At 66.5% G+C, this 25037-nt stretch carries 23 protein-coding genes; 16 read left to right on the top strand and 7 right to left on the bottom strand.

Going from position 1 to position 25037, the window contains the following annotated elements:
- Positions 1-2 precede the first annotated feature (2 nt).
- A complete protein-coding gene (locus tag IQ782_RS12275) occupies positions 3-1256 on the bottom strand; it encodes a DNA polymerase IV (RefSeq protein WP_194134936.1) in 1254 nt (417 codons plus the stop codon).
- A gap of 79 nt (positions 1257-1335) precedes the next feature.
- Between IQ782_RS12275 and IQ782_RS12270 the strand changes: the two genes are divergently transcribed.
- Entirely contained in the window at positions 1336-1734 is a 399-nt protein-coding gene (locus tag IQ782_RS12270; RefSeq protein ID WP_194134935.1) for an NUDIX domain-containing protein, read from the top strand.
- 28 nt (positions 1735-1762) lie between these two features.
- Here IQ782_RS12270 and IQ782_RS12265 read toward each other — a convergent pair whose 3' ends face one another.
- Complete coding sequence (locus IQ782_RS12265; RefSeq protein ID WP_194134934.1) at positions 1763-2071, bottom strand: hypothetical protein; 309 nt, start codon at positions 2069-2071, stop codon at positions 1763-1765.
- Positions 2072-2346: 275 nt separating this feature from the next.
- Here IQ782_RS12265 and IQ782_RS12260 point away from each other — a divergent pair, with 275 nt between their 5' ends.
- The 3 genes from IQ782_RS12260 to IQ782_RS12250 all read left to right on the top strand — a co-directional run bounded on the left by IQ782_RS12260 (position 2347) and on the right by IQ782_RS12250 (position 4142).
- Positions 2347-3237, top strand: coding sequence for an SPFH domain-containing protein (locus IQ782_RS12260; protein WP_194134933.1), 891 nt, complete (start codon positions 2347-2349; stop codon positions 3235-3237).
- The gene (locus tag IQ782_RS12255) at positions 3234-3500 is read left to right on the top strand and encodes a hypothetical protein (RefSeq protein ID WP_194134932.1); all 267 of its coding nucleotides are present in this window, start codon (positions 3234-3236) and stop codon (positions 3498-3500) included. The genes IQ782_RS12260 and IQ782_RS12255 overlap by 4 nt, the downstream gene beginning before the upstream one ends.
- A 129-nt stretch (positions 3501-3629) precedes the next feature.
- On the top strand, positions 3630-4142 hold the full coding sequence (locus tag IQ782_RS12250; RefSeq protein ID WP_194134931.1) for a hypothetical protein: 513 nt from the start codon (positions 3630-3632) through the stop codon (positions 4140-4142).
- A gap of 100 nt (positions 4143-4242) precedes the next feature.
- Here the strand turns inward: IQ782_RS12250 and trpS are convergent, their stop codons facing one another.
- The 3 genes from trpS to IQ782_RS12235 all read right to left on the bottom strand — a co-directional run bounded on the left by trpS (position 4243) and on the right by IQ782_RS12235 (position 8630).
- Positions 4243-5289, bottom strand: a complete 1047-nt coding sequence (trpS, locus tag IQ782_RS12245) for a tryptophan--tRNA ligase (protein WP_194134930.1) — start codon at positions 5287-5289, stop codon at positions 4243-4245.
- A 223-nt stretch (positions 5290-5512) separates the two neighbouring features.
- Positions 5513-6244 carry an orotidine-5'-phosphate decarboxylase gene (gene pyrF / locus IQ782_RS12240; RefSeq protein ID WP_194134929.1) on the bottom strand — a complete coding sequence of 244 codons (732 nt, stop codon included), beginning with the start codon at positions 6242-6244 and terminating at the stop codon, positions 5513-5515.
- A 121-nt stretch (positions 6245-6365) separates the two neighbouring features.
- Positions 6366-8630 carry a transglycosylase domain-containing protein gene (locus IQ782_RS12235; RefSeq protein WP_194134928.1) on the bottom strand — a complete coding sequence of 755 codons (2265 nt, stop codon included), beginning with the start codon at positions 8628-8630 and terminating at the stop codon, positions 6366-6368.
- Positions 8631-8905: 275 nt separating this feature from the next.
- Between IQ782_RS12235 and IQ782_RS12230 the strand changes: the two genes are divergently transcribed.
- Together IQ782_RS12230 and amt are read left to right on the top strand one after the other, a co-directional pair.
- Entirely contained in the window at positions 8906-9244 is a 339-nt protein-coding gene (locus tag IQ782_RS12230) for a P-II family nitrogen regulator (RefSeq protein WP_066103691.1), read from the top strand.
- Positions 9245-9278: 34 nt separating this feature from the next.
- Complete coding sequence (amt, locus tag IQ782_RS12225; RefSeq protein ID WP_194134927.1) at positions 9279-10616, top strand: ammonium transporter; 1338 nt, start codon at positions 9279-9281, stop codon at positions 10614-10616.
- A 252-nt stretch (positions 10617-10868) separates the two neighbouring features.
- On the opposite strand, the gene IQ782_RS12220 is transcribed toward amt, so the two are convergent.
- Both IQ782_RS12220 and IQ782_RS12215 read right to left on the bottom strand, forming a co-directional pair.
- Positions 10869-12269 (bottom strand): aspartate aminotransferase family protein, encoded by a 1401-nt coding sequence (locus tag IQ782_RS12220; protein WP_194134926.1) that lies wholly within the window; start codon positions 12267-12269, stop codon positions 10869-10871.
- A gap of 105 nt (positions 12270-12374) precedes the next feature.
- Positions 12375-13028: a GntR family transcriptional regulator gene (locus IQ782_RS12215; RefSeq protein WP_194134925.1), complete on the bottom strand. Its 654-nt coding sequence runs from the start codon at positions 13026-13028 to the stop codon at positions 12375-12377.
- Between the two features lie 151 nt (positions 13029-13179).
- On the opposite strand from IQ782_RS12215, the gene IQ782_RS12210 reads away from it, so the two are divergent.
- The 10 genes from IQ782_RS12210 (at position 13180) to IQ782_RS12165 (ending at position 25034) form a co-directional block, all read left to right on the top strand.
- Positions 13180-14265 (top strand): polyamine ABC transporter substrate-binding protein, encoded by a 1086-nt coding sequence (locus IQ782_RS12210; RefSeq protein WP_194134924.1) that lies wholly within the window; start codon positions 13180-13182, stop codon positions 14263-14265.
- A gap of 65 nt (positions 14266-14330) precedes the next feature.
- Complete coding sequence (locus IQ782_RS12205) at positions 14331-15452, top strand: ABC transporter ATP-binding protein (protein WP_194134923.1); 1122 nt, start codon at positions 14331-14333, stop codon at positions 15450-15452.
- A gap of 3 nt (positions 15453-15455) precedes the next feature.
- The gene (locus IQ782_RS12200; protein WP_194134922.1) at positions 15456-16346 is read left to right on the top strand and encodes an ABC transporter permease subunit; all 891 of its coding nucleotides are present in this window, start codon (positions 15456-15458) and stop codon (positions 16344-16346) included.
- A 70-nt stretch (positions 16347-16416) separates the two neighbouring features.
- The gene (locus IQ782_RS12195) at positions 16417-17235 is read left to right on the top strand and encodes an ABC transporter permease (RefSeq protein WP_194134921.1); all 819 of its coding nucleotides are present in this window, start codon (positions 16417-16419) and stop codon (positions 17233-17235) included.
- 13 nt (positions 17236-17248) lie between these two features.
- Entirely contained in the window at positions 17249-18571 is a 1323-nt protein-coding gene (locus tag IQ782_RS12190; protein ID WP_194134920.1) for an NAD(P)/FAD-dependent oxidoreductase, read from the top strand.
- 185 nt (positions 18572-18756) lie between these two features.
- On the top strand, positions 18757-19347 hold the full coding sequence (locus IQ782_RS12185; protein WP_194134919.1) for an ANTAR domain-containing response regulator: 591 nt from the start codon (positions 18757-18759) through the stop codon (positions 19345-19347).
- Entirely contained in the window at positions 19344-20519 is a 1176-nt protein-coding gene (locus tag IQ782_RS12180) for an ABC transporter substrate-binding protein (protein WP_194134918.1), read from the top strand. The genes IQ782_RS12185 and IQ782_RS12180 overlap by 4 nt, the downstream gene beginning before the upstream one ends.
- Positions 20520-20792: 273 nt before the next feature.
- Positions 20793-22154, top strand: a complete 1362-nt coding sequence (locus tag IQ782_RS12175) for a CmpA/NrtA family ABC transporter substrate-binding protein (protein ID WP_194134917.1) — start codon at positions 20793-20795, stop codon at positions 22152-22154.
- Between the two features lie 109 nt (positions 22155-22263).
- The gene (locus IQ782_RS12170; protein WP_194134916.1) at positions 22264-23346 is read left to right on the top strand and encodes an ABC transporter permease; all 1083 of its coding nucleotides are present in this window, start codon (positions 22264-22266) and stop codon (positions 23344-23346) included.
- A 5-nt stretch (positions 23347-23351) separates the two neighbouring features.
- Positions 23352-25034: an ABC transporter ATP-binding protein gene (locus IQ782_RS12165; protein WP_194134915.1), complete on the top strand. Its 1683-nt coding sequence runs from the start codon at positions 23352-23354 to the stop codon at positions 25032-25034.
- The last annotated feature ends 3 nt before the right edge of the window (positions 25035-25037 follow it).

Raw genomic sequence — 25037 nt, 5'->3', positions numbered from 1 at the left:
TCTCAGCGCAGCGCACGGCCCTTCACGATCGCCGTATCGCCGAAGCGGGCGCGGATCGCATCCGTTGCCCGTTCCGCCGCCGCGCGCCTGCCCGCATCGGGATCCAGAAGATCGCCGCCCCGGTCCGCCTGCTCTGCCGGCACCAGCTCGGAGATCCCCGCCCCCAGCAGTCGCCAGGGCCCCTGCCGCTCCAGCCCGTCGAGCATCCCGCGCGCGACGCGGTAGATGCGGTCGGCCATCTGCGTGGCATCCTCCAGAGATTGCCGCCGGGTGATCAGCTTGAAGTCGGCGCGCTTGACCTTCAGCGTCACCACGCGCCCGGCAAGCCCCTTGGCCTTGGCGCGGTCCGAGACCTTCTCGCACATCCGCCACAGGTGCCCGTCGAGCAGGTCGTGATCGCCGGTGTCCTCGTTGAAGGTGGTTTCGTTCGAGATCGACTTGATCGCGGCATCGCGCGTCACCCGCCGCGTGTCCTCGCCGCGCGCCAGGTGCCACAGCCGCTGCCCCATCGATCCGAAGCGGGCGATGAGATCGCGCTGTTCCCAGCGCAGCAGGTCCTCGAATGTGCGGATCCCCGCCCGCTCCAGCGCTTCCTGCGAGGCCATGCCGACCCCCCAGATCAGCCGCACCGGCTTCGGCCGCAGGAAGGCGCCGGTCTCGGCCTTGCCGATCACCGAGAAGCCATGCGGCTTGTCGAGGTCCGAGGCGATCTTGGCCAGGAACTTGTTGTGCGACAGGCCAACCGAGCCGGTGACGCCGAGCTCCTCGCGCATCCGCTTGACCAGCCGCGCCATCATCACCGCCGGCGGATGTCCGTGCAGCCGCGCCGTGCCGGTGAGATCGAGAAAGGCCTCGTCCAGCGACAGCGGCTCGATCGCCGGTGTCAGCTCTTCCATCAGTGCGCGGATCTGCCGGGACACCTCGACGTAAAGCTCCATCCGCGGCTTGACCACCACCGCGTCGGGGCAGAGTTTCAACGCCTGGAACATCGGCATGGCCGAGCGCACCCCGCGGATCCGCGCCACGTAGCAGGCGGTGGAGACGACCCCCCGCTTGCCGCCGCCAACGATCACCGGCTTGTCGGCAAGCTCCGGATTCTCGCGTTTCTCGACCGTGGCATAGAAGGCGTCGCAGTCCATGTGCGCGATGGAGAGGTCCCACAGCTCGTCATGGCGCACGATCCGCGGGCGGCCGCACGAGGGGCAGCGCGTTCCGTGATCGAATTCGGCAAGGCAATCGCGGCACAGCGCGGGCATGGGTGGCAATTCCGGCAACAGGTGTTACCTCGGCAGTATACGCCAATCCCGCGTGCCAGTGCCATTGCCCGGAGGTAAGATGGAGTTCAGAGGCGCAAAGCTCATCCTGTTTCTCGGTGACGATCTGCTCATCCTGCGGCGCGACCATGCCGAGGGCATTCCCTGGCCGGGCTATCTCGACTTTCCCGGCGGCGCGCGCGAACCCGGCGAGACCGGCATCGACTGCGCGCTGCGCGAGACGGTGGAGGAGGTCGGGCTCACGCTGCCGCCCGAAGCGCTGAGCTGGCAAAAGCTGCACGACGGCCTGTGGTACTTTGCGGCGCACCTGCCGGCCGAGCGCGTCGGCGACGTGGTCTGGGGCGGGGAAGGCGACAGCTGGATGATGATGAGCCCCGAGGAGTTCATCTCCCGCGAGGACGCCATCCCGCATTTCCGCACCATGCTGCGCGGCTACATGGACCTGCGCGCCGCCGGCTGATCTGCGTGCCCGGCGCGGCCGGCACGCCTCAGGCGGCGCGGAAGATCGACAGCCAGGCAAAGCCCTCCTTGCGCGGTGCCGCGTCGCGCGGCCGCCGCTGGCGCTCCGAGGGCAGCGGCGCGGTGCGCGCCTGCAGGGTGCCCTCGCGGTCCAGCAACCCCAGCGCGCGCGACATCAGCACCCGCTCGGCGACCTCCGGCGGGGTGGTCACCGGGGCCTTGAAGGTGCTGGCGAGCCGAACCCTTCCGGCATCGCTGTGAAAGGTCACTAGGGCTTCGAATTGTTCCTCGGCGGCATTGTAGCGCATCTCGCCGATCTGTGTGCGCATCTCGGTCATGGCGTGTCTCCTGATTGCCCAAGAAACGCCGTGATCCGCCGCACAGTTCCCAGAACGCCCTGGCACAGCTGCGTGCGCGCCACGTGAGCGCGGCACGAGCTTGTCCTTTCCCTGCGTCCTCAGCCGGTGCATAAATGGCCGCAAGGCGTTTCTTCTAGGGACAAATATCCCGGGGGTAAGGCGCGCAGCGCCGAGGGGGCAGCGCCCCCTGCGGGCCGACGGAACCGGCCGGACCCACGTTCGGGGCAGCGCCGGACAGCAAGGGAGGGTAGCCCGTGGACGAGCTGATACTGGACCTGGTGGGCGGCAATCTCGTGATCCTGCTGCTCGCCGCCTTCGTGATCCTCTGCGTGGTGCTCGGGGTCCGCATCGTGCCGCAGGCCGAGAAACACGTGGTCGAGCGCTTCGGACGGCTGCGCGCGGTGCTCGGGCCGGGGATCAACTTCATCGTGCCCTTCCTCGACCGGGTGGCGCACAAGGTCTCGATCCTCGAACGCCAGCTGCCCAACGCCAGCCAGGATGCGATCACCGCCGACAACGTGCTGGTGCAGGTCGAAACCTCGGTGTTCTACCGCATCCTCGAGCCGGAAAAGACCGTCTACCGCATCCGCGACGTCGATGCCGCCATCGCCACCACTGTCGCCGGCATCGTCCGCGCCGAGATCGGCAAGATGGAGCTCGACGAGGTGCAGTCGAACCGCGCCGCGCTGATCTCGACCATCAAGGGCAATGTCGAGGACGCGGTGGACAACTGGGGCATCGAGGTGACGCGGGCCGAGATCCTCGACGTGAACCTCGACCAGCAGACCCGTGACGCCATGCTCCAGCAACTCAACGCCGAACGCGCCCGCCGTGCCCAGGTGACCGAGGCCGAGGGCCGCAAGCGCGCCGTTGAACTGGCCGCCGACGCCGATCTCTATGCCGCGCAGCAGGCCGCCAAGGCGCGCCGCATCTCGGCCGAGGCCGAGGCTTACGCCACGCAGGTGGTGGCCGAGGCGATCGCCCAGAACGGGCTCGAGGCGGCGCAGTACCAGGTGGCGCTGAAGCAGGTCGAGGCACTGGTGGCGCTCGGCAAGGGCGACGGCAAGCAGACCATCGTGCTGCCGTCGAACGCGCTCGACGCCTTTGCAGATGCCTTCACCCTGCTCAAGGGGCGCACGCCATGATCCAGCTCTGGTGGGTCTGGATGGCGGCGGCGGTGGTGCTCCTCGTGCTCGAGGTGCTCAGTCCGGCCTATGTCTTCCTCGGCTTTGCCATCGGCGCGGCGGTGGTGGGCCTGCTGCTGCTGCTCGGCCTCTCCGCCGGGTGGCCCGTGCTGCTGCTGATCTGCGCCGTGGTGGCGGCGCTCGCCTGGGCGCTGCTGCGGCGCTTCATGGGCGTGCGCAAGGGCCAGACCAAGGTCTGGACCCGGGACATCAACGAGGACTGAACGTCGCGGAATTTCCGGAACGTAAAGCCCGGGTCTCCGAGAAATCTTGGAACCAACCCAGGGGGGGTCCTCATTGTGACCCCAGAGACCCCGAGGGGACGATCCTAACCAAGACCGAGGAGACCGCACATGACCAAGCGCTTCCTGACCACCACCACCGCAGCACTCACCATGGTTATCGCAGGCGCGATCGGCGCGCAGGCCGAGAACGATGCCAGCGTCACCGAGCAGGCCGCTCAGGCCGTCGACGCGATCGGCGACACTGCCTACGCCATCGGCGAGACCGCGACCGACACCGCGCAGGCCGGCATCGAGGCGGTGGGTGCCGATGAAATCTACAGCGACGCGGCGGACGTCTCGGCACAGCTCGACGCGGCGATCACCAATGACGCCCTCGTCCGTTCGAGCGACGGCGAGATTGTCGGTACGGTGAAGAAATCCGAGATGGACCGCGGCTTCGTCGTGATCGACCTCGACGGCGAGATGGAAGGCGCCGACGAGCGCGCCATCGAGAATGCCTCCGTGCGCGCTTCGCAGTTGTCGCTGAACGCCGACGAGGAGCTGGTGATCGACATGACCAAGGCGGAGTTCGCCGCGGCGCTGAATGACGCCGTGAAGGTGCGGATCGACGCCGAGGGCTGATCGCTCCCGGCTGTTTCCGGTCCGATCGAGACCGGCACTGCCCTGCCTCCCGCGGTCCCGCCGCGGGGGGCATTTTCGTGAAGGCGCGCTGCGCGTCGGCTCAGAGCCGGAACAGCCCCAGCGCGTCCATCACCTCGCGCTTTGTAGCCTCGGTGACCTCGCGCGCGACCTGCGTGCCTTCCGCGATGATCCGATGCACCTGCGCGGGATCCGAGGCGACCTCGGCCCGCCGCGCCCGGATCGGCGCGAGCAGCGCCTGCAAGATGTCCTCGAGCCGGCGTTTCAGCACCGCATCCCCGAGTCCACCGCGCGCGTAATGCGCCTTGAGCGCCGCGACGTCGTCTTTTTCGGAGTCGAAGGCGTCGAGGTAGGCGAAGACCACGTTGCCCTCGACCTTGCCCGGATCCTCGACCCGCAGGTGTTCGGGATCGGTGAACATCGCCCGCACCGCCCGGCTGATCTCGTCTTCGGACGCCGAGAGCGGGATCGCATTGCCGCCCGACTTGCTCATCTTCGCGCGCCCGTCGATGCCCGGCAGGCGGCCCGCCTCGGGGATCAGCGCCTGTGCCTCGGGCAGCACCTCTCGACCCGCCGCCGCGTTCACCCGCCGCACGATCTCGTTGCATTGTTCGATCAGCGGTGCCTGATCTTCGCCCACCGGCACGACCGTGGCCTTGAAGGCCGTGATGTCGGCGGCCTGCGCTGCGGGGTAGCAGAGGAACCCGGCGGGGATGTCGCGCCCGAAGCCGCGCGCGCGAATCTCGTCCTTGATCGTCGGGTTACGCTCGAGCCGGGCGACGCTGACGAAGTTGAGATAGAGCATCGAGAGTTCGGCCAGCGCCGGCAGGTGAGATTGCAGGCAGATGGTGGTCCTGACGGGGTCGATGCCGACGGCGAGATAGTCGCAGGCGACCTCGAGCACGTTGCGCCGCACCTTGCCGATGTCATGGGCGTTGTCAGTCAGCGCCTGCGTGTCGGCGAGCAGCAGGTACTGCTCGTGCGTGTCCTGCAGCGCCAGCCGGTTCTTCAGCGAACCGGCGTAATGGCCGATGTGCAGCGGGCCGGTGGTGCGGTCTCCGGTGAGGATCACCGGCTTGGCCGCGAGGGTCGCTTCGGTCTCGGGTCGGGTCAGGGTGGTCTGGTCCATGGGGGTCTCCGTGTCAGGACAGGGTCTGTCTGGTCAGGGAGGCCGCCGCATGGGGCAGTTGATGGGAATGTGCATCAAAAAGGCCGCCCGAAGCGGCGGCCTTTTTGGAAAACATGAGAAGTCCGGCCGCCTATGTCAGGCGGGCCACCAAAGAGTTGCGAGGGGCATCGGACGTGTCATGACGTCTGGTTAGCCCCCCGCGTCCCCCGGATCAAGCCCCGGATCAAGCCTTGTTGGGACGCTGCGCCTGCGGCGAGGCCAGCTCGGCGTTGATCGCCAGCGCCGCCTCGCGCGGCGAGGGGGCGCGCCAGACCGGGCGGCCGACGACGATATGGTCGGCCCCGGCGGCGATGGCGCTCGCGGGGGTGGCGATGCGCTTCTGGTCGTCACCGGCGCTGCCCGCCGGGCGCACGCCCGGCGTCACGATGAGTTTGCCCTTGGCCTCGGGCAGCGCGCGGATGCGGGCAGCTTCGTTGGGCGAGGCGATGATGCCATCGGCCCCGGCCTCGAAGGCGCGGGCGGCGCGCTCGACCACCAGGTCCTCGATGTCGCCCGGCAGGATCAGGCTGGCATCGAGATCGGCCCGGTCGAGCGAGGTCAGGATGGTCACCGCCAGAATCTTCAGGTCCTTGCCCGCCGCACCTTCCTTGGCGGCGCGCACCACGTGCGGATCGCCGTGCACGGTCAGGAAGTCGAGGTCGAACTGCGCGATGCCGCGCACCGCGTTCTCGACGGTCTGGCCGATGTCGAAGAACTTCATGTCAAGGAAGATGCGCTTGCCATGCTCCTGCTTGAGCTCGTTGGCCAACGCCAGCCCGCCGCCCGTAAGCATGCCGAGGCCGATCTTGTAGAAGGAGACGGCGTCGCCGATCTCTTCGGCAATTCTCAGGCCCTCGAGGGCGTTGGGCACGTCGAGGGCGACGATCAGGCGGTCGTCGGACACGGCTGCGGACATGGGGGCGTCTCCTTTTGCGGGATTTCGCCTCTCATGTCCGCCTGTGCGCCTCAGGTCAAGCCTAGCTCAAAAGCCTGCGAAGGCTTTTGCAGGTTCCTTCGAAGGAACCTGCCCAGCCACGTCAGCCGCCGCCGAGAAGATCCCGGATGACCTGCTGGATGATGTTGTCGCGGCGCACCCGCTGCGGCTGCGGCTGCGGCTGGGGTTGCGCCACCTGGCGCGGCGGCTCGGGAGCGATGGCCGGCAACGGCTTGGCCTCGGTGCCTTCGGTCACCCGCTGCATGGTCTCGCGCCAGATCTCCGCCGGCAACCCGCCCCCGGTCACCCCGGTAAGCGGCGAGTTGTCATCGTTGCCCATCCAGACGCCGACCACGTAATCGGCGGTAAAGCCGATGAACCAGGCGTCACGCGCATCGTTCGAGGTGCCGGTCTTGCCTGCCACCTCGCGGTCGGACAGCTTTGCTCTTCCGCCGGTGCCGCCGTTGATCACATGCTCCATCATCCAGACCAGCTGACCTGCCGCATCGGGCTGGATCACCCGCTCGCGGATGCCGCCGCCGGTGCCCATGAGCACCTCGTTGTCGCCCTTTAGCCGCAAGTCCACCAGCCCGTAGGGCACCACCGCCGAGCCGCCGTTGAGAATGCCCGCATAGGCGCCGGTCATCTCCAGCAGGGTGGCCTCGGAGGTGCCGAGCGCCATCGCCGGAGAGCTGTTCACCTCGGATTTGATGCCGAAGCCCGTGGCGACCTTGGCAACAAGATCGCGCCCGACCGATTCCGAGATCTTCACCGCCGGGATGTTCAGCGAATGCGCCAGAGCGTCGGTCAGCGTGACCTTGCCCTTGTAGTTCCTGGAATAGTTCTGCGGGCACCACTGGCCCGACCCCGGCACGTTCATGCAGAAGGGCTCATCGACCACCGTGTCATAGGGTGAATGGCCCAGCTCGAGCGCGGTCGCATAGATGAAGGGCTTGAAGGCAGAACCGGTCTGCCGCTTCGCCTGCGTGGCACGGTTGAAGACGCCCGACACGCCGGTCTTGCGCCCGCCCACCATGGCGCGCACCGCACCGTCGGCCGACATCACGACGATCGCCGCCTGCGCCTTCGAGCTTTCCTTGACCTTGTTGTCGTAGACCTCGTTCATCGCGTCCTCGGCTGCCTTCTGCAGCTTCGGATCGAGCGTGGTGCGGATCACCACGTCCTCCATCGTGTCGCGGGTGAAATACTCGGGGCCCGCCGACATCACCCAGTCGGCGAAATAGCCACCGGTCTTGCTCTGCGCCTCTTCCGAAAGCGTTGCCGGATTGGCCTGCGCCTGCTGTTCCTCGCTCGCGCTCAGGTAGCCCTGATCGCGCATCAGGCGCAGCACCGTCGAGGCGCGGTTCTGTGAGCGTTCCAGATCGGCGGTCGGTGCGAGGGTCGAAGGCGCGGTCAGCAGCCCCGCCAGCATGGCCGATTCCTGCGCGTTCAGCGTCGCGGAATTCTTCCCGAAGTAACGCTCTGCAGCGGCCTCGGCACCATAGGCGCCCCCGCCCATGTAAGCGCGGTTGAGATAGATCGAGAGGATCTCGTCCTTGGTGTATTTCAGCTCCATCGCCATGGCGTAGAGCGCTTCCTTGCCCTTGCGCGCCAGCGAGGACTGGCGGCAATCCGAGACGTAGTCGGCCTCGCTCTTCCACACCTTGGGATCGTAGAACACGCCGATGCAGAGCAGCTTGGCGGTCTGCTGGGTGATCGTCGAGCCGCCATGTCCCGACAGCGGGCCCCGCCCTTCCGCCAGGTTGATGCGGATCGCGCTGGCCACGCCGCGCGGCGAGACCCCGAAGTGATGGTAAAAGCGTTTGTCCTCGGTGGCGATCACGGCGTTCTTGAGATGCTTGGACACGCTCGTGGCAGTCACCGCGCCGCCGAACTGGTCCCCGCGCCAGGCAAAGATCGCACCGTTGCGGTCGATCAGCGTGACCGATCCCCGTGCCCGCCCGTCGAGCAGCTCGGTGACCGGCGGCAGCTTGGTATAGAAATACCCCACCCCCAGCGCCAGAAGGAGCGCGACGACCGCTGTCACCCGCCAGGTGATGCGCCAGAGGATGCTGACCACGAAAGACACGATGCCCAACACCAGGGCCACGAGGAAGTTCCGTTTCTTCGCCGGTCTGCGCATGTTTTTTTTCACTGACGTCCGGCGGGTGCCGCCGCCGCCATTGCCCGCCGTCCTTTTGGCAGCCCCCGACCCCGCACCCGATCCGGTGCCCGGCTTCTGGCCCGCAGGCTTCCTGCCGCCCGTCTGGCCTGCCATACGATCACCGGCCTGACCACCAGTTTGGCCCCTTTCGGGATAGCGGCGATCGGCCACCAGACGGCCCTTGCCACGCCCTGAATCACTCATTTCGCTCTGCCCGGCCTTCGCTCTGTTTTGGGGGAGGATAACGGGTTTGCCACCTGATGTTGACCTGGAAACGGTCACATATTTGTCTTTTTAGATGGCCTAAATTTTAATCAAATACTGATTTTTCGCCCATTTTGTGATCTCCTTAGGCGTGCATCCGGCTGTGCGCAAGGGGCTTTCCCTTCCCATGCTGGGCCGGCAGCGGCTTTCTGCCCATGCACAAACGAGGAGATGCGGTGCGCAGCTGCGAGCCGCAAGAACCGAAAGGGACCAAGGTGAAACTGATCATTGCAACGATCAAGCCGTTCAAGCTCGAGGAGGTGCGCGAGGCGCTCACCGCAATCGGCGTGCGCGGCATGATGGTCACGGAAATCAAGGGCTTCGGCTCGCAGTCCGGTCACACGGAAATCTATCGCGGCGCCGAATACGCGGTGAACTTCGTTCCCAAGATCAAGCTCGAGATCGTGGTCGCCGGCTCGATGGCCGATCAGGTCGTCGAGACGATCACCAGCACCGCCCAGACCGGCAAGATCGGTGACGGCAAGATTTTCGTGCTCGACGTGCAGCAGGCCGTGCGGGTGCGGACCGGCGAGACCAACGCGGACGCGCTCTGAGAGCTGCGGTACGACAGATAGGGACAAGAAAGACATGAAACTTCTCAAGACGCTGGCCCCGGTCGCTGCGCTGATCGCGCTGCCGAGCCTCGGCCTTGCCCAGGACGACGCCCCTGCGGCCGGGGTGAACGCCTCGACGGACACGGTGTTCATCTTCAACTCGCTGCTGTTCCTCATCGGCGGTTTCCTCGTGTTCTGGATGGCAGCGGGCTTCGCCATGCTCGAGGCCGGCCTCGTGCGCTCCAAGAACGTCACCATGCAGCTGATGAAGAACGTCGCGCTCTTCTCCTTCGCCGCGATCTTCTACTACCTGATCGGCTACAACCTGATGTACCCGCTCGGCACCTGGTCGATCGACGGCGTGCTCTCGGGCGTCTGGGGCACCGCGGTGCTCGAAGCCGTTGGCGTCACCGCCGATGCGGCGGACGATTATTCCTACGCCTCGACCGGCTCGGACTTCTTCTTCCAGCTGATGTTCTGCGCCACCACCGCCTCGATCGTCTCCGGCACCCTCGCCGAGCGCATCAAGCTGTGGCCCTTCATGATCTTCATCGTGATCCTGACTGCGATCATCTACCCGCTGCAAGCCTCCTGGAAATGGGGCGGCGGCTTCCTCGATGCGGCGGGCTTCCTCGACTTCGCCGGCTCGACCGTCGTGCACTCGGTGGGTGGCTGGGCCGCCCTGGCCGGCGCGCTCCTCCTCGGGCCGCGGATCGGCAAGTTCAAGGACGGCCGCGTGACGCCGTTCCCCGGCTCGAACCTTGCCCTCGCCACGCTCGGCACGTTCATCCTGTGGCTCGGCTGGTTCGGCTTCAACGGCGCATCGCAGCTGGCCATGGGCACCGTGGGTGACGTCGCCGACATCTCCCGCATCTTCGCCAACACCAACGCTGCCGCAGCCGGCGGTTCGGTCGCCGCGATGATCCTGACCCAGCTTCTCTACAAGAAGCCGGACCTCACCATGGTGCTCAATGGCGCGCTGGCCGGCCTCGTGTCGATCACCGCGGAACCGCTGACCCCGACCCTGGGCGCGGCCACCATCATCGGTGCCATCGGCGGCATCCTCGTGGTCTTCGCCGTGCCGTTCCTCGACAAGATCAAGATCGACGACGTCGTCGGCGCGATCCCTGTCCACCTTGTCTGCGGCATCTGGGGCACCCTCGCAGTGGCCTTCACCAACGGTGACGCCTCCTTCGGCACGCAAATCTACGGCATCGTCGTGGTCGGCGTCTTCACCTTCGTCGTGTCGCTGGTCCTGTGGTTCATCCTCAAGATGATCTTCGGCATCCGCGTCTCGGAAGAGGACGAGATCAACGGCCTCGACATGGCCGAACTGGGGATGGAAGCCTATCCCGAATTCTCCAAGGGCTGATTTCCTCCTTCCTATCAGCTTTTGACCACCTTGCCCGGGCGCTTGCGCCCGGGTTTTTTTGTTGCCCGCGGCAAGAGCAGGGGCTCTGCCCCCGCCCGCGCGACCGCGCGGCCTCCCCCGGGATATTTTCGCCAAGAAGAATGCGGAAAGGCCGGGCGCATCGCTGCACCCGGCCCTTCTTCTAGGATCAAGTATCCCGGGGGTGAATTGGCCGTCAGGCCAAGAGGGGGCAGCGCCCCCTCCGCGACCGCGTCACCGCGTGCCGGCCTTCATCAGCCCCTGCGCCTTGAGCTCGGCATGGGCCTCGTCCAGCGCGGTCCAGGCACGGGAGATCAGCATGTCGATCTCTTCCTTGGTGATCACCAGCGGCGGCGAGATGATCATCCGGTCGTAGACATGGCGCATGATCAGGTTGTTGGCGAAGCAGCGCTCGCGGGTGATGTAGCCGGCCGTGCCGGCCTCGGCGGCGAAGGGCGCGCGGGCCGACTTGTCCGGGGTCAGCGCGATGGAGCCCATCATGCCGGCGATCTTCGCCTCGCCGACCAGCGGGTGGTCGGTCAGGCTCTCGAACTTCGCCCTGAGGTAGGGGCCGGTGTCCTCACGCACGCGCTCGACGATCTTCTCCTCCTCGAGGATGCGCAGGTTCTCGAGCGCCACGGCGCAGGCCACCGGATGGCCCGAGTAGGTGTAGCCGTGGTTGAACTCGGTCTTGGCAATCACGCTGGCCACCTCGTCCGAGAGAATCGAGCCGCCGATCGGCTGGTAGCCCGACGACAGGCCCTTGGCGATGGTCATGATGTCCGGTTCGATACCCATGGTCTGCGAGCCGAACCAGTTGCCGGTGCGCCCGAAGCCGCAGATCACCTCGTCGGCGATCAGCAGGATGCCGTATTTCTTCACGATGCGGTTGATTTCCGGCCAGTAGGTTTCGGGCGGGATGATCACCCCGCCGGCGCCCTGGATCGGCTCGGCGATGAAGGCCGCGACGCGATGCGGGCCGATTTCCTCGATCTTCGCTTCCAGCTGGCGGGCGCGCTCGAGGCCGAACTCCTCGGGGGACATCTCGCCGCCCTCGGCGTACCAATGCGGCTGGTCGATGTGGTGGATGCCGGGGATCGGCAGGCCGCCCTGCGCGTGCATGCCCTTCATCCCGCCAAGCGAGCCCGAGCCCACCGAGGAGCCGTGGTAGCCGTTCCAGCGGCCGATGATCACGTCGCGCTCGGGCTGGCCCTTCTCGGCCCAGTAGGTGCGCACGAGGCGGATGTTGGTGTCATTCGCCTCGGAGCCGGAGGAAGCGTAGAACACCGTGTTCAGATCGCCCGGCGCCAGTTCGGCGATCTTCGCCGAGAGCTGGATCACCGGCACGTGGGTGGTCTGGAAGAAGGTGTTGTAATAGGGCAGCTCTTCCATCTGGCGGGCGGCGGCCCGCGCCAGCTCCTTGCGCCCGTATCCGGCGTTCACGCACCAGAGGCCCGCCATGCCGTCGAGGATGCGTTCGCCCTCGCTGTCGGTGAGCCAGCAGCCCTCGGCGCGGGTGATGACCCGCGCGCCCTTGCGGGCCAGATCCGAAGCGGTGGTGAACGGATGCATGTGGTGCGCCGCGTCCAGAGCCTGCAGCTCTGAGGTGGGCGAATTCACGGAGATGAGCGTCATGGCGGACACCTTTCGTTGCGTCGGATCGACGGGTCGGGATGGTCTCGCCGATAATATGATCAAATTATTCCGCGTCAATCGTGGTTGCGGTTCCAGCGCCGCGAATCAGGCCAGCCCCTCGCGGATCTGGGTCATCCCCTGCACCACGTCGCCTTCCATTGCGTCAGCCGCTGCCGCCGCGTCGCCCTTTTCCAGCGCCTCCAGAAGGTCTTTGTGGCGGTCCGGCAGGTTGCGCGTGCCGAACATGCCGCAGACCACTCGCAGCGAGGGGCCGAAACGCAGCCACAGCCCTTCGACCAGTTCGGTGAGGATCGGCGCCTCGGCAATCTGGTTCAGTTCGGCGTGGAAGCGGTGATTCTCCTCGAGGTAGCCGCGCACATCGCCGCGTGCGATGGCATGATCGAGCCGTGAATCGGTGGCGCGCAGCCGCGCGATGTCCGAGGGGGTGCACCGCTGAGCGGCGCGACGGGCAAGCTGAGGCTCCAGCGCAACCCGCGCCAGCAGAAGCTGCTCCACGGCCTCGGCATCGAGCACCGGAACCATGATCCGCCGGTTGCCGCGAAACGCCAGTGCGCCTTCTGAGATCATCCGCCGCAAGGCCTCGCGCACCGGGGTCATTCCGGCACCGAGCTGCTCGACCAGGCCCTGGATGGTCACCGCCTGGCCCGGCTCCAGTTCGCCGAAGAGCACCATCTCGCGCAGACGCCTGTAAACCAGCTCGTGCGCCGGAGGTCCCGCACCATCTGCCCTCATATTCATCAGCTGCCTTCCATTTGATCACATTGGCCGCGACGTTATCTTGCACGCTGCCGCGCCTCGTGAAAACATCCGGGATGTTGCCAAGAGATGCAACATTTGATCAAATTCGGGGACGGGGCGAGGAAGACCCCGCGACCAACGGGAGCACATGATGAAGACATCTCTTCTCACTTTCACCGCGGGCATCGCGCTCGCGGCTGCCACGGCCCAGGCCGAAGAAGTCCGCGTCTACAACTGGTCCGACTACATCGACGAGTCGCTGCTCGAGAAGTTCGAGCAGGAAACCGGCATCGACCTGATCTACGACGTCTTCGACAGCAACGAGGTGCTCGAGACCAAGATGCTGGCCGGCGGCTCGGGCTATGACGTCGTCGTCCCCACCGGCACCTTCCTGCAGCGCCAGATCGAAGCGGGCTCGTTCCAGAAGCTCGACAAGTCGAAGCTGCCGAACCTCGAGAACATGTGGGACGTGATCTCGTCGCGCACCGACAAGTATGACCCCGGCAACGAGTATGCGATCAACTACATGTGGGGCACCACCGGTATCGGCGTGAACGTCCCCAAGATCCAGGAAATCCTCGGCGAGGACGCCCCGATCGACAGCTGGGACCTGGTGTTCAAGCCCGAGAACATGGAAAAGCTCGCGGCCTGCGGCGTCTACTTCCTCGACGCCCCCTCCGAGATGATCCCCGCCGCGCTGAAATACATCGGCGAGGACCCGGACAGCCACGATCCCGATGTGATCGCCAAGGCCGAGCCGGTCTACATGGCGATCCGCCCCTACATCAGCAAGTTCCATTCGTCGGAATACATCAACGCGCTGGCCAATGGCGACATCTGCGTCGCGGTCGGCTGGTCGGGCGACATCCTGCAGGCGCGTGACCGTGCCGCCGAAGCCGAGAACGGCGTCGAGGTGGCCTACAACGCACCCAAGGAAGGCGCGCAGATGTGGTTCGACGAGATGGCGATCCCGGTCGACGCACCGAACCCCGACGGGGCGCATGTCTTCCTGAACTTCATCATGGACCCCGAGAACATGGCGGCGGCGTCGAACTACGTCTACTACGCCAACGGCAACAAGGCCTCGCAGGCGTTCCTCGCCGATGACGTGATCGGCGACCCGGCGATCTACCCGTCGGAGGAGGCGCTGGAGAACCTCTTCACCACCACCCCCTACGAACCCAAGGTGCAGCGCGTGGTGACCCGCCTCTGGACCAAGATCAAGTCCGGCTCCTGAGCCTGACCCTTCAGGCCCGCCTCTCCCGGAGGGGCGGGCCATTTTCATGACAGGATCAATCCCGCATGGCTCAGACCGTCTTTGCCCCCTGGACCGACCCGGACCAGAAACCGATCATCGAATTTCGCAACGTCACCAAGAGTTTCGGTGACTTCACCGCGATCCATGATCTGTCGCTGAACATCTACGAACGCGAGTTCTTCGCCCTTCTCGGACCCTCGGGTTGCGGCAAGACCACGATGATGCGGATGCTCGCGGGCTTCGAGACGGCGACCTCGGGCGATATCTACCTCTCGGGCAAGGACATCGGCCACGTGCCGCCGAACCAGCGCCCGGTGAACATGATGTTCCAGAGCTACGCGCTGTTTCCGCACCTGTCGGTCTGGGACAACATCGCCTTCGGCCTGCGCCGCGAGAGCAAGGACAAGGCCTTCATCGGCGACCGCGTCGAGGAGATGCTGCGCCTCACCCGGCTGACCAAATTCGCCAAGCGCAAGCCGCACCAGATTTCCGGCGGCCAGCGCCAGCGCGTCGCGCTGGCCCGCTCGCTCGCCAAGGCGCCGAAGCTGCTGCTCCTCGACGAGCCGCTCGGCGCGCTCGACCGCAAGCTGCGCGAACAGACGCAGTTCGAGCTGATGGACATCCAGGAAAAGACCGGCACCACCTTCGTCATCGTCACCCACGACCAGGAAGAGGCGATGACCGTCGCCTCGCGCATCGCGGTGATGGACGAGGGCAACCTCGTGCAGGTCGCCACCCCCGCCGAGATCTACGAGGCGCCGAACTCGGTCTACGTCGCCGACTTCATCGGCGACGTGAACATCATCGAGGGCCGCGCCACCCAGCCCGGCACCAAGACCGGCATCGCCTGGGCCGAGGGCCAGCCGCCGATCCTCGCGACGCCCGCCAAGAGCGTCGAGGCCGGGCAGAGCGTGCATTTCGCCATCCGCCCCGAGAAGGTCACCATCGACGTCGAGCGGCCGGACCGGCCCAACACCTTCCGCGGCAAGGTCATCGACATCGCCTACCTCGGCAATATCTCGACCTACCACGTCGAACTCGCCGGCGGTCAGATGATCAAGGCGCAGATGGTCAACGCACGCCGCCTCGCCAACCGCCACATCACCTGGGAAGACGAGGTCTGGGTCGGCTTCACCGACACCGCCGGTGTCGTGCTCGAGGAGTAAGCCATGCGCCGCTTCGTGCTCATCGCGATCCCCTACCTGTGGCTGCTGGCACTGTTCCTCGTGCCCTTCCTGATCGTCCTGAAGATCTCGCTCTCGGACATCGCCCTGTCGCGCCCGCCCTACGCGCCGCAGCTCGACCTCGCCGCTGGCTGGGAGGGGCTGAAGAGCTTCTTCTCGGAGCTCGACTTCGAGAATTTCACCTTCCTGACCACCGATGATCTCTACTGGAAAGCCTACCTGTCGTCGCTGAAGATCGCGGCGATCTCGACGGCGCTCACGCTCTGCGTCGGCTACCCGGTGGCCTATGCCATGGCCCGCGCGCCCGAAGAATGGCGCCCGACCCTGCTGATGCTGGTGATCCTGCCGTTCTGGACCTCTTTCCTGATCCGCGTCTACTCGTGGATGGGGATCCTGTCGAACGAGGGCGTGCTGAACCAGGTGCTGCTCTGGCTCGGCATCATCGACACGCCGCTGCAGATCATGAACACCACGACGGCGGTCTATATCGGCGTGGTCTACACCTACCTGCCGTTCATGATCCTGCCGATCTACTCGGCGCTGGAGAAGCTCGACGGCTCGCTGCTCGAGGCCGCCGAGGACCTCGGCTGCTCGCGGCTCGAGGCCTTCTGGCTGGTCACCTGGCCGCTGTCGCGCAACGGCATCATCGCCGGCTGCTTCCTCGTCTTCATCCCCACCCTGGGCGAATTCGTCATCCCCTCGCTGCTCGGCGGCTCGGACACGCTGATGATCGGCAAGGTGCTCTGGGAAGAGTTCTTCTCGAACCGCGACTGGCCGGTGGCCAGCGCCGTGGCCGTGGTGCTGCTGCTGATCCTGATCATCCCGATCATCCTCTTCCAGCGTAACGAGCAGAAGCAGCGGGAGGCCGAAGGATGAGCCCCCGCCGCTTCTTCTCTTTCCAAATACGCACCGGCACCGCCGCCGGACACAAAGCCGGAGGCCGGGCATGAGACGCTTCAGCTGGTTCAACACGGTCTCGCTGACCCTCGGCTTCGCCTTCCTCTACCTGCCGATGGTGCTGCTGGTCTTCTACAGCTTCAACGAAAGCCGCCTGGTCACCGTCTGGGCCGGCTTCTCGACCAAGTGGTACGGCGAGCTGCTGCGCGACCAGGCCTTCCTCGACGCCGCCTGGGTGACGGTGAAGGTGGCGGTCTTCTCCTCCACCCTGGCCACCGTGCTCGGCACCATGGCCGCCTACGTGCTGGTGCGCGCCGGGCGCTTCCACGGGCGCACGCTGTTCTCGGGGATGATCTACGCCCCGCTGGTGATGCCCGAGGTGATCACCGGCCTCGCGCTGCTGCTTCTTTTCATCGGCATCAACCTCGACCGAGGCGTCTTCACCATCGTTCTGGCGCATACCACCTTCGCCATGTGCTACGTCTCGGTGGTGGTCTCCTCGCGGCTGACCACCTTCGACAAGTCGCTGGAAGAGGCGGCGCTCGACCTCGGGTGCTCGCCCTTCGAGGCCTTCCGGCTGGTCACCCTGCCGATCATCGCCCCGGCGGTGATCTCGGGCTGGCTACTCGCCTTCACCCTGTCGCTCGACGACCTGGTGATCGCCAGCTTCACCACCGGCCCTTCGGCCACCACCCTGCCGATCAAGATATTCTCGGCGGTGCGCCTCGGCGTCAGCCCGCAGATCAACGCGCTCTCGACCATCATGATCGCCATCGTCACGGTCGGCGTGATCACCGCCTCGATCCTGTCGAAGCGGGCGGCGGTGGCCCAGCGACGCGACGAGCAGGCGGCGATCCGCGCCGAGTAGCAAGGGACCGCAGATGAAACGCATCTACGAAGCTGCGGCCTACGGGCCGCAGGGCGCGTGCTTCTGGGCGGAGACCGTGCCGCCGATGGACTGGCCCGCGCTCGAGGCCCCGCGTCATACCGAGATCGCGGTGATCGGCGGCGGCTTCACGGGGCTCTCCGCCGCGCTGCATCTGGCGCAGGACGGGGTGGAGGTGGTGCTGCTCGAGGCCGAGCACCCCGGCTACGGCGCCTCGGGGCGCAACGGTGGCTTCTGCTGCCTCGGCGGCGCCAAGGCGCCGCACAGCCTGCTGCGCAAGCGGCACGGCGAGCAGGGCCTGCGCGAGTGGTGCCAGACCGAGCGCGCCGCGATCGAGACCGCCGCCGCGCTGATCGCCGCGCATGGCATCGATGCCGACACCCACTCCGAGGGCGAGACCTTGCTCGCCCATACCAAGCGCGCCTGGGCCTCGCTCCGGGAAAGCGCCGGGACCCTGCCCGCGCTCTACGGCGTCACGCCCCGTCTCACGCCGCGCGAGGAGCTTGCGGACGAAGGCCTCGGCGGCCCCTTCCACGGCGCGATGACCACACCGCTCGGATTTGCGCTCAACCCGCGCAAGTATCACGCCGGTCTCGCCCGCGCCGCGCAGACTGCCGGCGCCACGCTGCACGGCCACAGCCCGGTGACCGCGCTGCGGCATCTGGACGGAAAGTGGCACCTCACCACGCCTCGGGCCACGCTCACCGCCGACCGGGTGATCCTCGCCACCAACGGCTATTCCTCCGAGGACCTGCCGGACTGGCTGCGCGGGCGCTACATGCCGGTGCAATCCAGCGTCATCGTCACCGAACCGCTCTCGGAGGCGCAGCGCGCCGCCGCCGGCTGGACCTCGCGGCAGATGGCCTATGATACCCGCCAGCTGCTGCACTACTTCCGCCTGCTGCCCGACAACCGCTTCCTCTTTGGCATGCGCGGGGGGCTGACGGCGACGCCGCGCGCGCAGAAGGCCATCAGCGCCAAGATCCGCAGGGAGTTCCACGCCATGTTCCCCGCCTGGAAACAGGTGGCGATCAGCCATGAATGGGCCGGGCTCGTCTGCCTCATGGCCCGGCTTTCGCCCTATGTCAGCGCGGTGCCCGACCATCCCGGCCTGTTCGCCGGCATGGGGTTCCACGGCAATGGCGTCGCCATGGGCAGCCACGCAGGCCTGCTTCTGGCCGACATCGCACAGGGCAGGCGCCCGCGTGCGCGCCACCCGCTGGTGATGCAGGCACCCCCCGCCCGCTTTCCGCTCGGCGGCTTCCGTCGCGCCCTGCTCGCCCCCGCCTATTTCGGCGCCGCGCTCTTCGATCTCTGAACCCCGCCGCCTTCTTCTCTTGCCAAATACGCCGGGGGAGTCTGCCGCAGGCAGACGGGGGCAGAGCCCCCTCCGCCCCCTCCCCCAATGGCCGCCGCCCAAGATTTAAGCACCTGCCCGATATGTGACCCCTCCGGCGCGCGACGCCGCTTTACAGCCTCGCGGCGGCGTGGCGAATAGAAGCCATGTCCTCCTCCGCCCAGCTCTCCATCGCCATCGTGGAAACCGACCGGGAACGCGCCCTGCTGATCGAGCAGAGCCTGCGCGACGCCGGGGAGTTCACCATCCACCTCGTCTCCGACATCACAGGGCTTGCGCGCCGCATCCAGGCACTGAATCCCGACGTGGTGCTCATCGACCTCGAAAGCCCCTCGCGCGACACGCTCGAGGAACTGGCGCTGGCCAGCGGGCCGATGGAGCGCCCCGTGGCCATGTTCGTCGACCGTTCCGGCGACGGTCTCACCGATGCGGCGATCGAGGCGGGCGTCTCCGCCTATGTCGTCGACGGGCTGAAGCCGCAGCGGGTGAAGCCGGTTCTCGATGCCGCCATCGCCCGCTTCCGCATGTTTCAGCGGATGCGCACCGAGCTTGCGGAGACCAAGCGCGCGCTGGAAGAGCGCAAGGTGATCGACCGTGCAAAGGGCATGCTGATGAAGGCCCGCGGCGTCGGCGAGGACGAGGCTTACGCGCTGCTGCGCAAGGCCGCCATGGACCAGGGCAAGCGCGTCGCCGACGTGGCGCAGGCGCTGGTGACCGCGGCGGGGCTGCTGGGATGAAGACCACCACGCTTTCCGTCGGGTTCATCCCGCTCACCGATTCCGCGCCGCTGATCCTCGCGCAGGAGATGGGCTATGCCGCCGAGGAGGGCATCGCGCTCGACCTCAAGCGCGCACCCTCCTGGTCGAGTCTGCGTGACATGCTCAGCTTCGGCCGGGTGGATGCCGCGCACATGCTCTCGCCGCTGCCCGTGGCCGCGGCGCTGGGGCTTGGCGGGGCCGGGGTTGCGCTGTCGGCGGTCTCGGTGCTCTCGGTCAATGGCAATGTCATCGGCGTCAGCAATGCGCTCGCCGAGAAGCTCCGGGCGCAGGGCCACGACTTCGGCTTCGAAGATGCGCGCGCCGCCGGCGCGGCGCTGATCGCCGCTTCCGACGAAACCCTGCGCATCGGCGTGCCCTTCCCCTTCTCCATGCATGCCGAGTTGCTCTACTACTGGCTCTCGGCGCTCGGCCTGTCGGTGCCGGACGCGCTGCAGGTGCGCACCGTGCCGCCGCCACTGATGGCCGACGCCATCGAGGCAGGCGAAATCGACGCCTTCTGCGTCGGCGAGCCCTGGGGCAGCATGGCGGTGGAGAACGGCGTCGGCGCGCTCCTGCTGCCCGGCACGGCGATCTGGTCCTTCGCGCCGGAAAAGGTGCTGGCGGTGCGCAGCGACTGGGCCGAGACCGAGCAGTCGCTGCTGGGCCGGCTGATCCGTGCCACCTGGCGCGCCGGGCGCTGGCTGGCCGAGCCGGATTCGCGCTCGCTCGCCTCCGAGATCCTCAGCCGCCCCGACTATCTCGGGGTGCCTGCCGAGGTGCTGGACCGGGCGCTGACCGGGCGCATGGTGATCTCGGCGCAGGGCGAGGAGCGGCAGGTGCCGCGCATGCTCGAGTTCCATTCGGGGGCGGCCACCTTCCCGTGGCGCAGCCAGGCCGAATGGATCGGACGCCAGCTTGCCGCCCGCGCCGGGCTCGATCCGGACGCGGCGGCGAGGGCCGCGCGCGCCACCTTCCGATCTGACCTGCACCGCGCCGCGCTGGCCGGAACCAGCGCCGATCTGCCCGGTGCCTCGTCGAAGCTGGAAGGCAGCCTGTCCACGCGGATGCCCGTCGCGTCGGAATCAGGCAAGCTCTTCCTCGGTCCGGATCGATTCTTCGATGGCCGCATTTTTGAGCCTCGTGAAACCTGATGCCGTCATTTTGCGCATGCAGCATGACCGCGGCGCGAAATCCTTCGCGCCTCGTGCCGGATTAAGGATTTTCCTTTGATCGCAGGGGCAGCCTGAGTCACAAGCTTTCCCATGGTCAGGCAATGGCGCCCGACCCGAAGATTTCTCCCAACGCCTGGGATCCATGAGCAAAGCCGCTCGACCCCCGTGACGCCTGTCACGGTGTGTCAGCGGCTGTTTTCATTTGGTCCGGGCGCCTCGCAAACCGGACCTCCTCAAAGGGACGGAACGACCATGAAGAAACTTCTCATCGCTCTCGCCACCTCCACCGCGCTTGTTTCCCCGGCGCTGGCCCAAGACCTGGAAAAGGACGAGCTGACCTTCGGCTTCATCAAGCTGACCGACATGGCGCCGCTCGCCGTCGCCTACGAGCAGGGCTACTTCCTCGACGAGGGGCTCTTCGTCACCCTCGAGGCGCAGGCCAACTGGAAGGTGCTGCTCGACGGCGTGATCGGCGGCACCCTGGACGGCGCGCACATGCTGGCCGGCCAGCCGATTGCCGCGACCATCGGCTACGGCACCAAGGCGCATATCATCACCCCCTTCTCGATGGACCTGAACGGCAACGGCATCACCGTGTCGAACGAGGTCTGGGAAATGATGAAGCCGAACATCGCCGAGACCGACGCCGGGCTGCCGCAGCACCCGATCAGCGCCGAGGCGCTGGTGCCGGTGGTCGAGAAATTCCGCTCCGAGGGCAAACCCTTCAACATGGGCATGGTCTTCCCCGTCTCGACCCACAACTACGAGCTGCGCTACTGGCTCGCCGCCGGTGGGCTGAATCCGGGCTTCTACTCGCCGGAAAACATCTCGGGCCAGATCAGCGCCGACGTGATGCTCTCGGTCACCCCGCCGCCGCAGATGCCCGCCACGCTCGAGGCCGGCACCATCTCGGGCTACTGCGTGGGTGAGCCCTGGAACCAGCAGGCCGTGTTCAAGGGCATCGGCGTGCCGGTGATCACCGACTACGAGATCTGGAAGAACAACCCCGAGAAGGTCTTCGGCATCACCGCCGAATTCGCCGAGGAAAACCCCAACACCACCAAGGCCGTGGTCAAGGCGCTGATCCGCGCCGCCATGTGGCTCGACGAGAACGACAACGCCAACCGCATGGAGGCGGTCGAGCTGCTGTCGAAGCCGGAATACGTGGGCGCCGATCCCGAGGTGATCGCCAACTCGATGACCGGCACCTTCGAATATGAAAAGGGCGACAAGCGCGAGGTTCCCGACTTCAACGTCTTCTTCCGCCACAACGCCACCTACCCCTACTACTCCGACGCGGTCTGGTACCTGACCCAGATGCGCCGCTGGGGGCAGATCGCCGAGTCCAAGCCCGACAGCTGGTACGACGAGGTGGCGAAGTCGGTCTACAAGCCGGAAATCTACCTCGAGGCCGCCCGCGCGCTCGTCGACGAGGGTCTCGCCAACGAGGCCGACTTCGATTGGGACAGCGACGGCTACAAGGCGCCGACCCCTTCCGAGGACATCATCGACGGCATCGCCTACGACGGCAAGGCGCCCAACGCCTATCTCGACAGCCTGCCGATCGGCCTGAAGGGCGACCAGAAGGTCGTCGGCAACGAAGTTCAGGGCTGATCGCTCAGGGGACCGGAGCACCCTCACCCCCGGTCCCCTTCCTCCCCTCTTCCTCATCCCGATGCGCGCCGCTCCCGCCCAGCGCCATCCAGACCCAGGACCCGGACCCATGACCACCGTCGACCCCGATTTCGCCCGAGACGCCGAGCGCGAGGCTCGCCGGGCGCGTCTCTTCACCCGCATCAACAAGGCGGACGCCTGGTTCAAGGTGCTCGGCCTTGCCTGGATCACCCCGCTGCTCAAGGCCGCCGCCGGCGACAATCCCAAGGCCCAGATGAAGGACGTCTGGCGCCTGCTCGGCGTGCCGCTTGTCGCCATCGCCGCCTTCCTTCTGCTCTGGGGCACGCTGGCGCCGCAGGTGCAGACTTCGCTCGGCGCGGTGCCCGGCCCGGCGCAGGTCTGGGCCGAGGCGGTCAACCTGCACCATGACGCAGAGGCCAAGGCCGCCAAGCAGGCGAAGTTCGAAACCATGGTGGCCCAGCGCAATGAAAAGCTGATCGCCGCGGGCAAGGCCGACCAGGTCAAGGAGGTCGCCTATACCGGCGCGCCGAGCTACTACCAGCAGATCTGGACCTCGATCAAAACCGTGTTCTTCGGCTTCCTGATCGCCTCCGCCGTCGCCATTCCGCTCGGCATCTGCGCCGGCCTCTCGCCCACCGCCAACGCCGCGATCAACCCCTTGGTGCAGATCTTCAAGCCGGTCTCGCCGCTCGCGTGGCTGCCGATCGTGACCATGGTGGTCTCGGCCGCCTATGCCACCAACGACGGCATGTTCTCGAAATCCTTCCTGATCTCGGCGATCACCGTGACGCTCTGCTCGCTCTGGCCGACGCTGATCAACACCGCACTCGGCGTCGCCTCGATCGACAAGGATCTGGTGAACGTCTCGAAGGTGCTCAAGATGAACACCTACACGAAGATCACCAAGCTGGTGCTGCCCTCGGCCCTGCCGCTGATCTTCACCGGTCTGCGCCTGTCGCTCGGTGTGGGCTGGATGGTGCTGATCGCCGCCGAGATGCTCGCCCAGAACCCCGGCCTCGGCAAGTTCGTCTGGGACGAGTTCCAGAACGGCTCGTCGTCCTCGCTGGCCAAGATCATGGTCGCGGTCTTCACCATCGGCATCATCGGCTTCCTGCTCGACCGCGTGATGTTCGCCCTGCAGTCCCTCTTCACCTTCTCGAACAACCGGTGAGCGCCATGGCCATCCTTGAGTTCCAGAACGTCTCGAAAAGCTTCGGCGAGGGTACCCATGCGACCCACGTGCTGAAGGACATCAATCTTTCGGTGGAAGAAGGCGAGTTCCTCGTGATCCTCGGCTTCTCCGGCACCGGCAAGACCACGCTGATCAACCTGATGGCCGGGCTCGAGAAGCCCTCCAAGGGCCGCGTCGCCTTCAAGGGGTTCGACATCGAGGGCCCGGGCCCCGAGCGCGGCGTGATCTTCCAGAACTACTCGCTGATGCCGTGGCTGACCGTCGAGGGAAACGTGCGCCTCGCGCTCGACGCGGTCTTCCCCGAGATGAGCAAGACCGAGAAGTCGAAGAAGACCGCCCATTACATCAAGATGGTCGGCCTCTCGCACGCCACCCACCGCCGTCCCGCCGAGCTGTCGGGCGGCATGCGCCAGCGGGTCAACGTCGCCCGGGCGCTTGCCATGTCGCCGCAGATGCTGCTGCTCGACGAGCCGCTCTCGGCGCTCGACGCGCTGACCCGCGCCAACCTCGCCGACGAGATCGAGGCGATCTGGGAGCAGGACAAGAAAACCTGCGTGCTGATCACCAACGACGTCGACGAGGCGATCACCCTTGCCGACCGGATCATCGCGCTGAACCCCGACGGCACGCTCGGGCAGGAATTCCGCGTGAGCATCCCCCGGCCGCGCGAGCGCAGCGAGATGAACCACCACGAGGGTTTCAAGAAGCTGCGCGCCGAGGTTACCGGCTACCTCATGGACGTCGGCATCAAGGGCAAGGTCGAGGGCTCGCGCATCCTGCCCAACGTCACCCCGATCCACGCGCTGCCCGCCGCCGTGCAGCAGGCGCAGGAAGGGCTGATCGACGAGCGCTTCCTCGACTTCTCGCAACTGCACAAGATCTACCCCACCCCCAAGGGGCCGTTGACGGTGGTCGAGGACTTCAACCTCAAGATCAACCGCGGCGAGTTCATCTCGCTGATCGGCCACTCGGGCTGCGGCAAGTCGACCGTGCTGACCATGGCAGCAGGTCTGAACTCGATCTCCAAGGGCGCCATCAAGCTCGATGGCCGCCACGTCGAGGGCGCCGATCCCGAGCGTGCCGTTGTGTTCCAGTCGCCGAACCTCTTCCCCTGGCTCACCGCCCGCGAGAACTGCGCCATCGGCGTCGACAAGGTCTATCCCAAGGCGTCGCAGGCCGAGCGTCAGGACGTGGTGGAATACTACCTCGAGCGGGTCGGCCTTGCCGATGCCATGGACCGCGGCGCCGCCGACATGTCCAACGGCATGAAGCAGCGCGTCGGCATCGCCCGCGCCTTCGCCCTCTCGCCCAAGCTGCTGCTGCTCGACGAGCCCTTCGGCATGCTCGACAGCCTCACCCGCTGGGAGCTGCAGGAGGTTCTCATGGAAGTCTGGAGCCGCACCAAGGTCACCGCGATCTGCGTCACCCATGACGTCGACGAGGCGATCCTGCTGGCCGACCGCGTGGTGATGATGACCAACGGCCCGCAGGCGACCATCGGCAAGATCACCGATGTGAACCTGCCCCGCCCGCGCACCCGCAAGGCGCTGCTCGAACACCCCGACTACTACGCCTACCGCCAGGAGGTGCTCGATTTCCTCGAGGAATACGAGCACGGCAACCAGTCCAAGCCCAAAGCCGCCCCCGCGGCCATCGCAGCGGAGTGACCG

Source organism: Salipiger mangrovisoli, assembly GCF_015223355.1.
Lineage (GTDB): Bacteria > Pseudomonadota > Alphaproteobacteria > Rhodobacterales > Rhodobacteraceae > Salipiger > Salipiger mangrovisoli.
Note: the sequence above shows the minus strand (reverse complement) of the source record. Positions and strands in the feature narration are given on the sequence as shown.

Excerpts from the sequence above, each read along its gene's own strand:
- IQ782_RS12275 (WP_194134936.1), bottom strand. The coding sequence starts at position 1,256 with ATGCCCGCGCTGTGCCGCGATTGCCTTGCCGAATTCGATCACGGAACG.
- IQ782_RS12270 (WP_194134935.1), top strand. The coding sequence starts at position 1,336 with ATGGAGTTCAGAGGCGCAAAGCTCATCCTGTTTCTCGGTGACGATCTG.
- IQ782_RS12265 (WP_194134934.1), bottom strand. The coding sequence starts at position 2,071 with ATGACCGAGATGCGCACACAGATCGGCGAGATGCGCTACAATGCCGCC.
- IQ782_RS12255 (WP_194134932.1), top strand. The coding sequence starts at position 3,234 with ATGATCCAGCTCTGGTGGGTCTGGATGGCGGCGGCGGTGGTGCTCCTC.
- IQ782_RS12250 (WP_194134931.1), top strand. The coding sequence starts at position 3,630 with ATGACCAAGCGCTTCCTGACCACCACCACCGCAGCACTCACCATGGTT.
- trpS (WP_194134930.1), bottom strand. The coding sequence starts at position 5,289 with ATGGACCAGACCACCCTGACCCGACCCGAGACCGAAGCGACCCTCGCG.
- pyrF (WP_194134929.1), bottom strand. The coding sequence starts at position 6,244 with ATGTCCGCAGCCGTGTCCGACGACCGCCTGATCGTCGCCCTCGACGTG.
- IQ782_RS12235 (WP_194134928.1), bottom strand. The coding sequence starts at position 8,630 with ATGAGTGATTCAGGGCGTGGCAAGGGCCGTCTGGTGGCCGATCGCCGC.
- amt (WP_194134927.1), top strand. The coding sequence starts at position 9,279 with ATGAAACTTCTCAAGACGCTGGCCCCGGTCGCTGCGCTGATCGCGCTG.
- IQ782_RS12220 (WP_194134926.1), bottom strand. The coding sequence starts at position 12,269 with ATGACGCTCATCTCCGTGAATTCGCCCACCTCAGAGCTGCAGGCTCTG.
- IQ782_RS12215 (WP_194134925.1), bottom strand. The coding sequence starts at position 13,028 with ATGAATATGAGGGCAGATGGTGCGGGACCTCCGGCGCACGAGCTGGTT.
- IQ782_RS12210 (WP_194134924.1), top strand. The coding sequence starts at position 13,180 with ATGAAGACATCTCTTCTCACTTTCACCGCGGGCATCGCGCTCGCGGCT.
- IQ782_RS12205 (WP_194134923.1), top strand. The coding sequence starts at position 14,331 with ATGGCTCAGACCGTCTTTGCCCCCTGGACCGACCCGGACCAGAAACCG.
- IQ782_RS12200 (WP_194134922.1), top strand. The coding sequence starts at position 15,456 with ATGCGCCGCTTCGTGCTCATCGCGATCCCCTACCTGTGGCTGCTGGCA.
- IQ782_RS12195 (WP_194134921.1), top strand. The coding sequence starts at position 16,417 with ATGAGACGCTTCAGCTGGTTCAACACGGTCTCGCTGACCCTCGGCTTC.
- IQ782_RS12190 (WP_194134920.1), top strand. The coding sequence starts at position 17,249 with ATGAAACGCATCTACGAAGCTGCGGCCTACGGGCCGCAGGGCGCGTGC.
- IQ782_RS12185 (WP_194134919.1), top strand. The coding sequence starts at position 18,757 with ATGTCCTCCTCCGCCCAGCTCTCCATCGCCATCGTGGAAACCGACCGG.
- IQ782_RS12180 (WP_194134918.1), top strand. The coding sequence starts at position 19,344 with ATGAAGACCACCACGCTTTCCGTCGGGTTCATCCCGCTCACCGATTCC.
- IQ782_RS12175 (WP_194134917.1), top strand. The coding sequence starts at position 20,793 with ATGAAGAAACTTCTCATCGCTCTCGCCACCTCCACCGCGCTTGTTTCC.
- IQ782_RS12170 (WP_194134916.1), top strand. The coding sequence starts at position 22,264 with ATGACCACCGTCGACCCCGATTTCGCCCGAGACGCCGAGCGCGAGGCT.
- IQ782_RS12165 (WP_194134915.1), top strand. The coding sequence starts at position 23,352 with ATGGCCATCCTTGAGTTCCAGAACGTCTCGAAAAGCTTCGGCGAGGGT.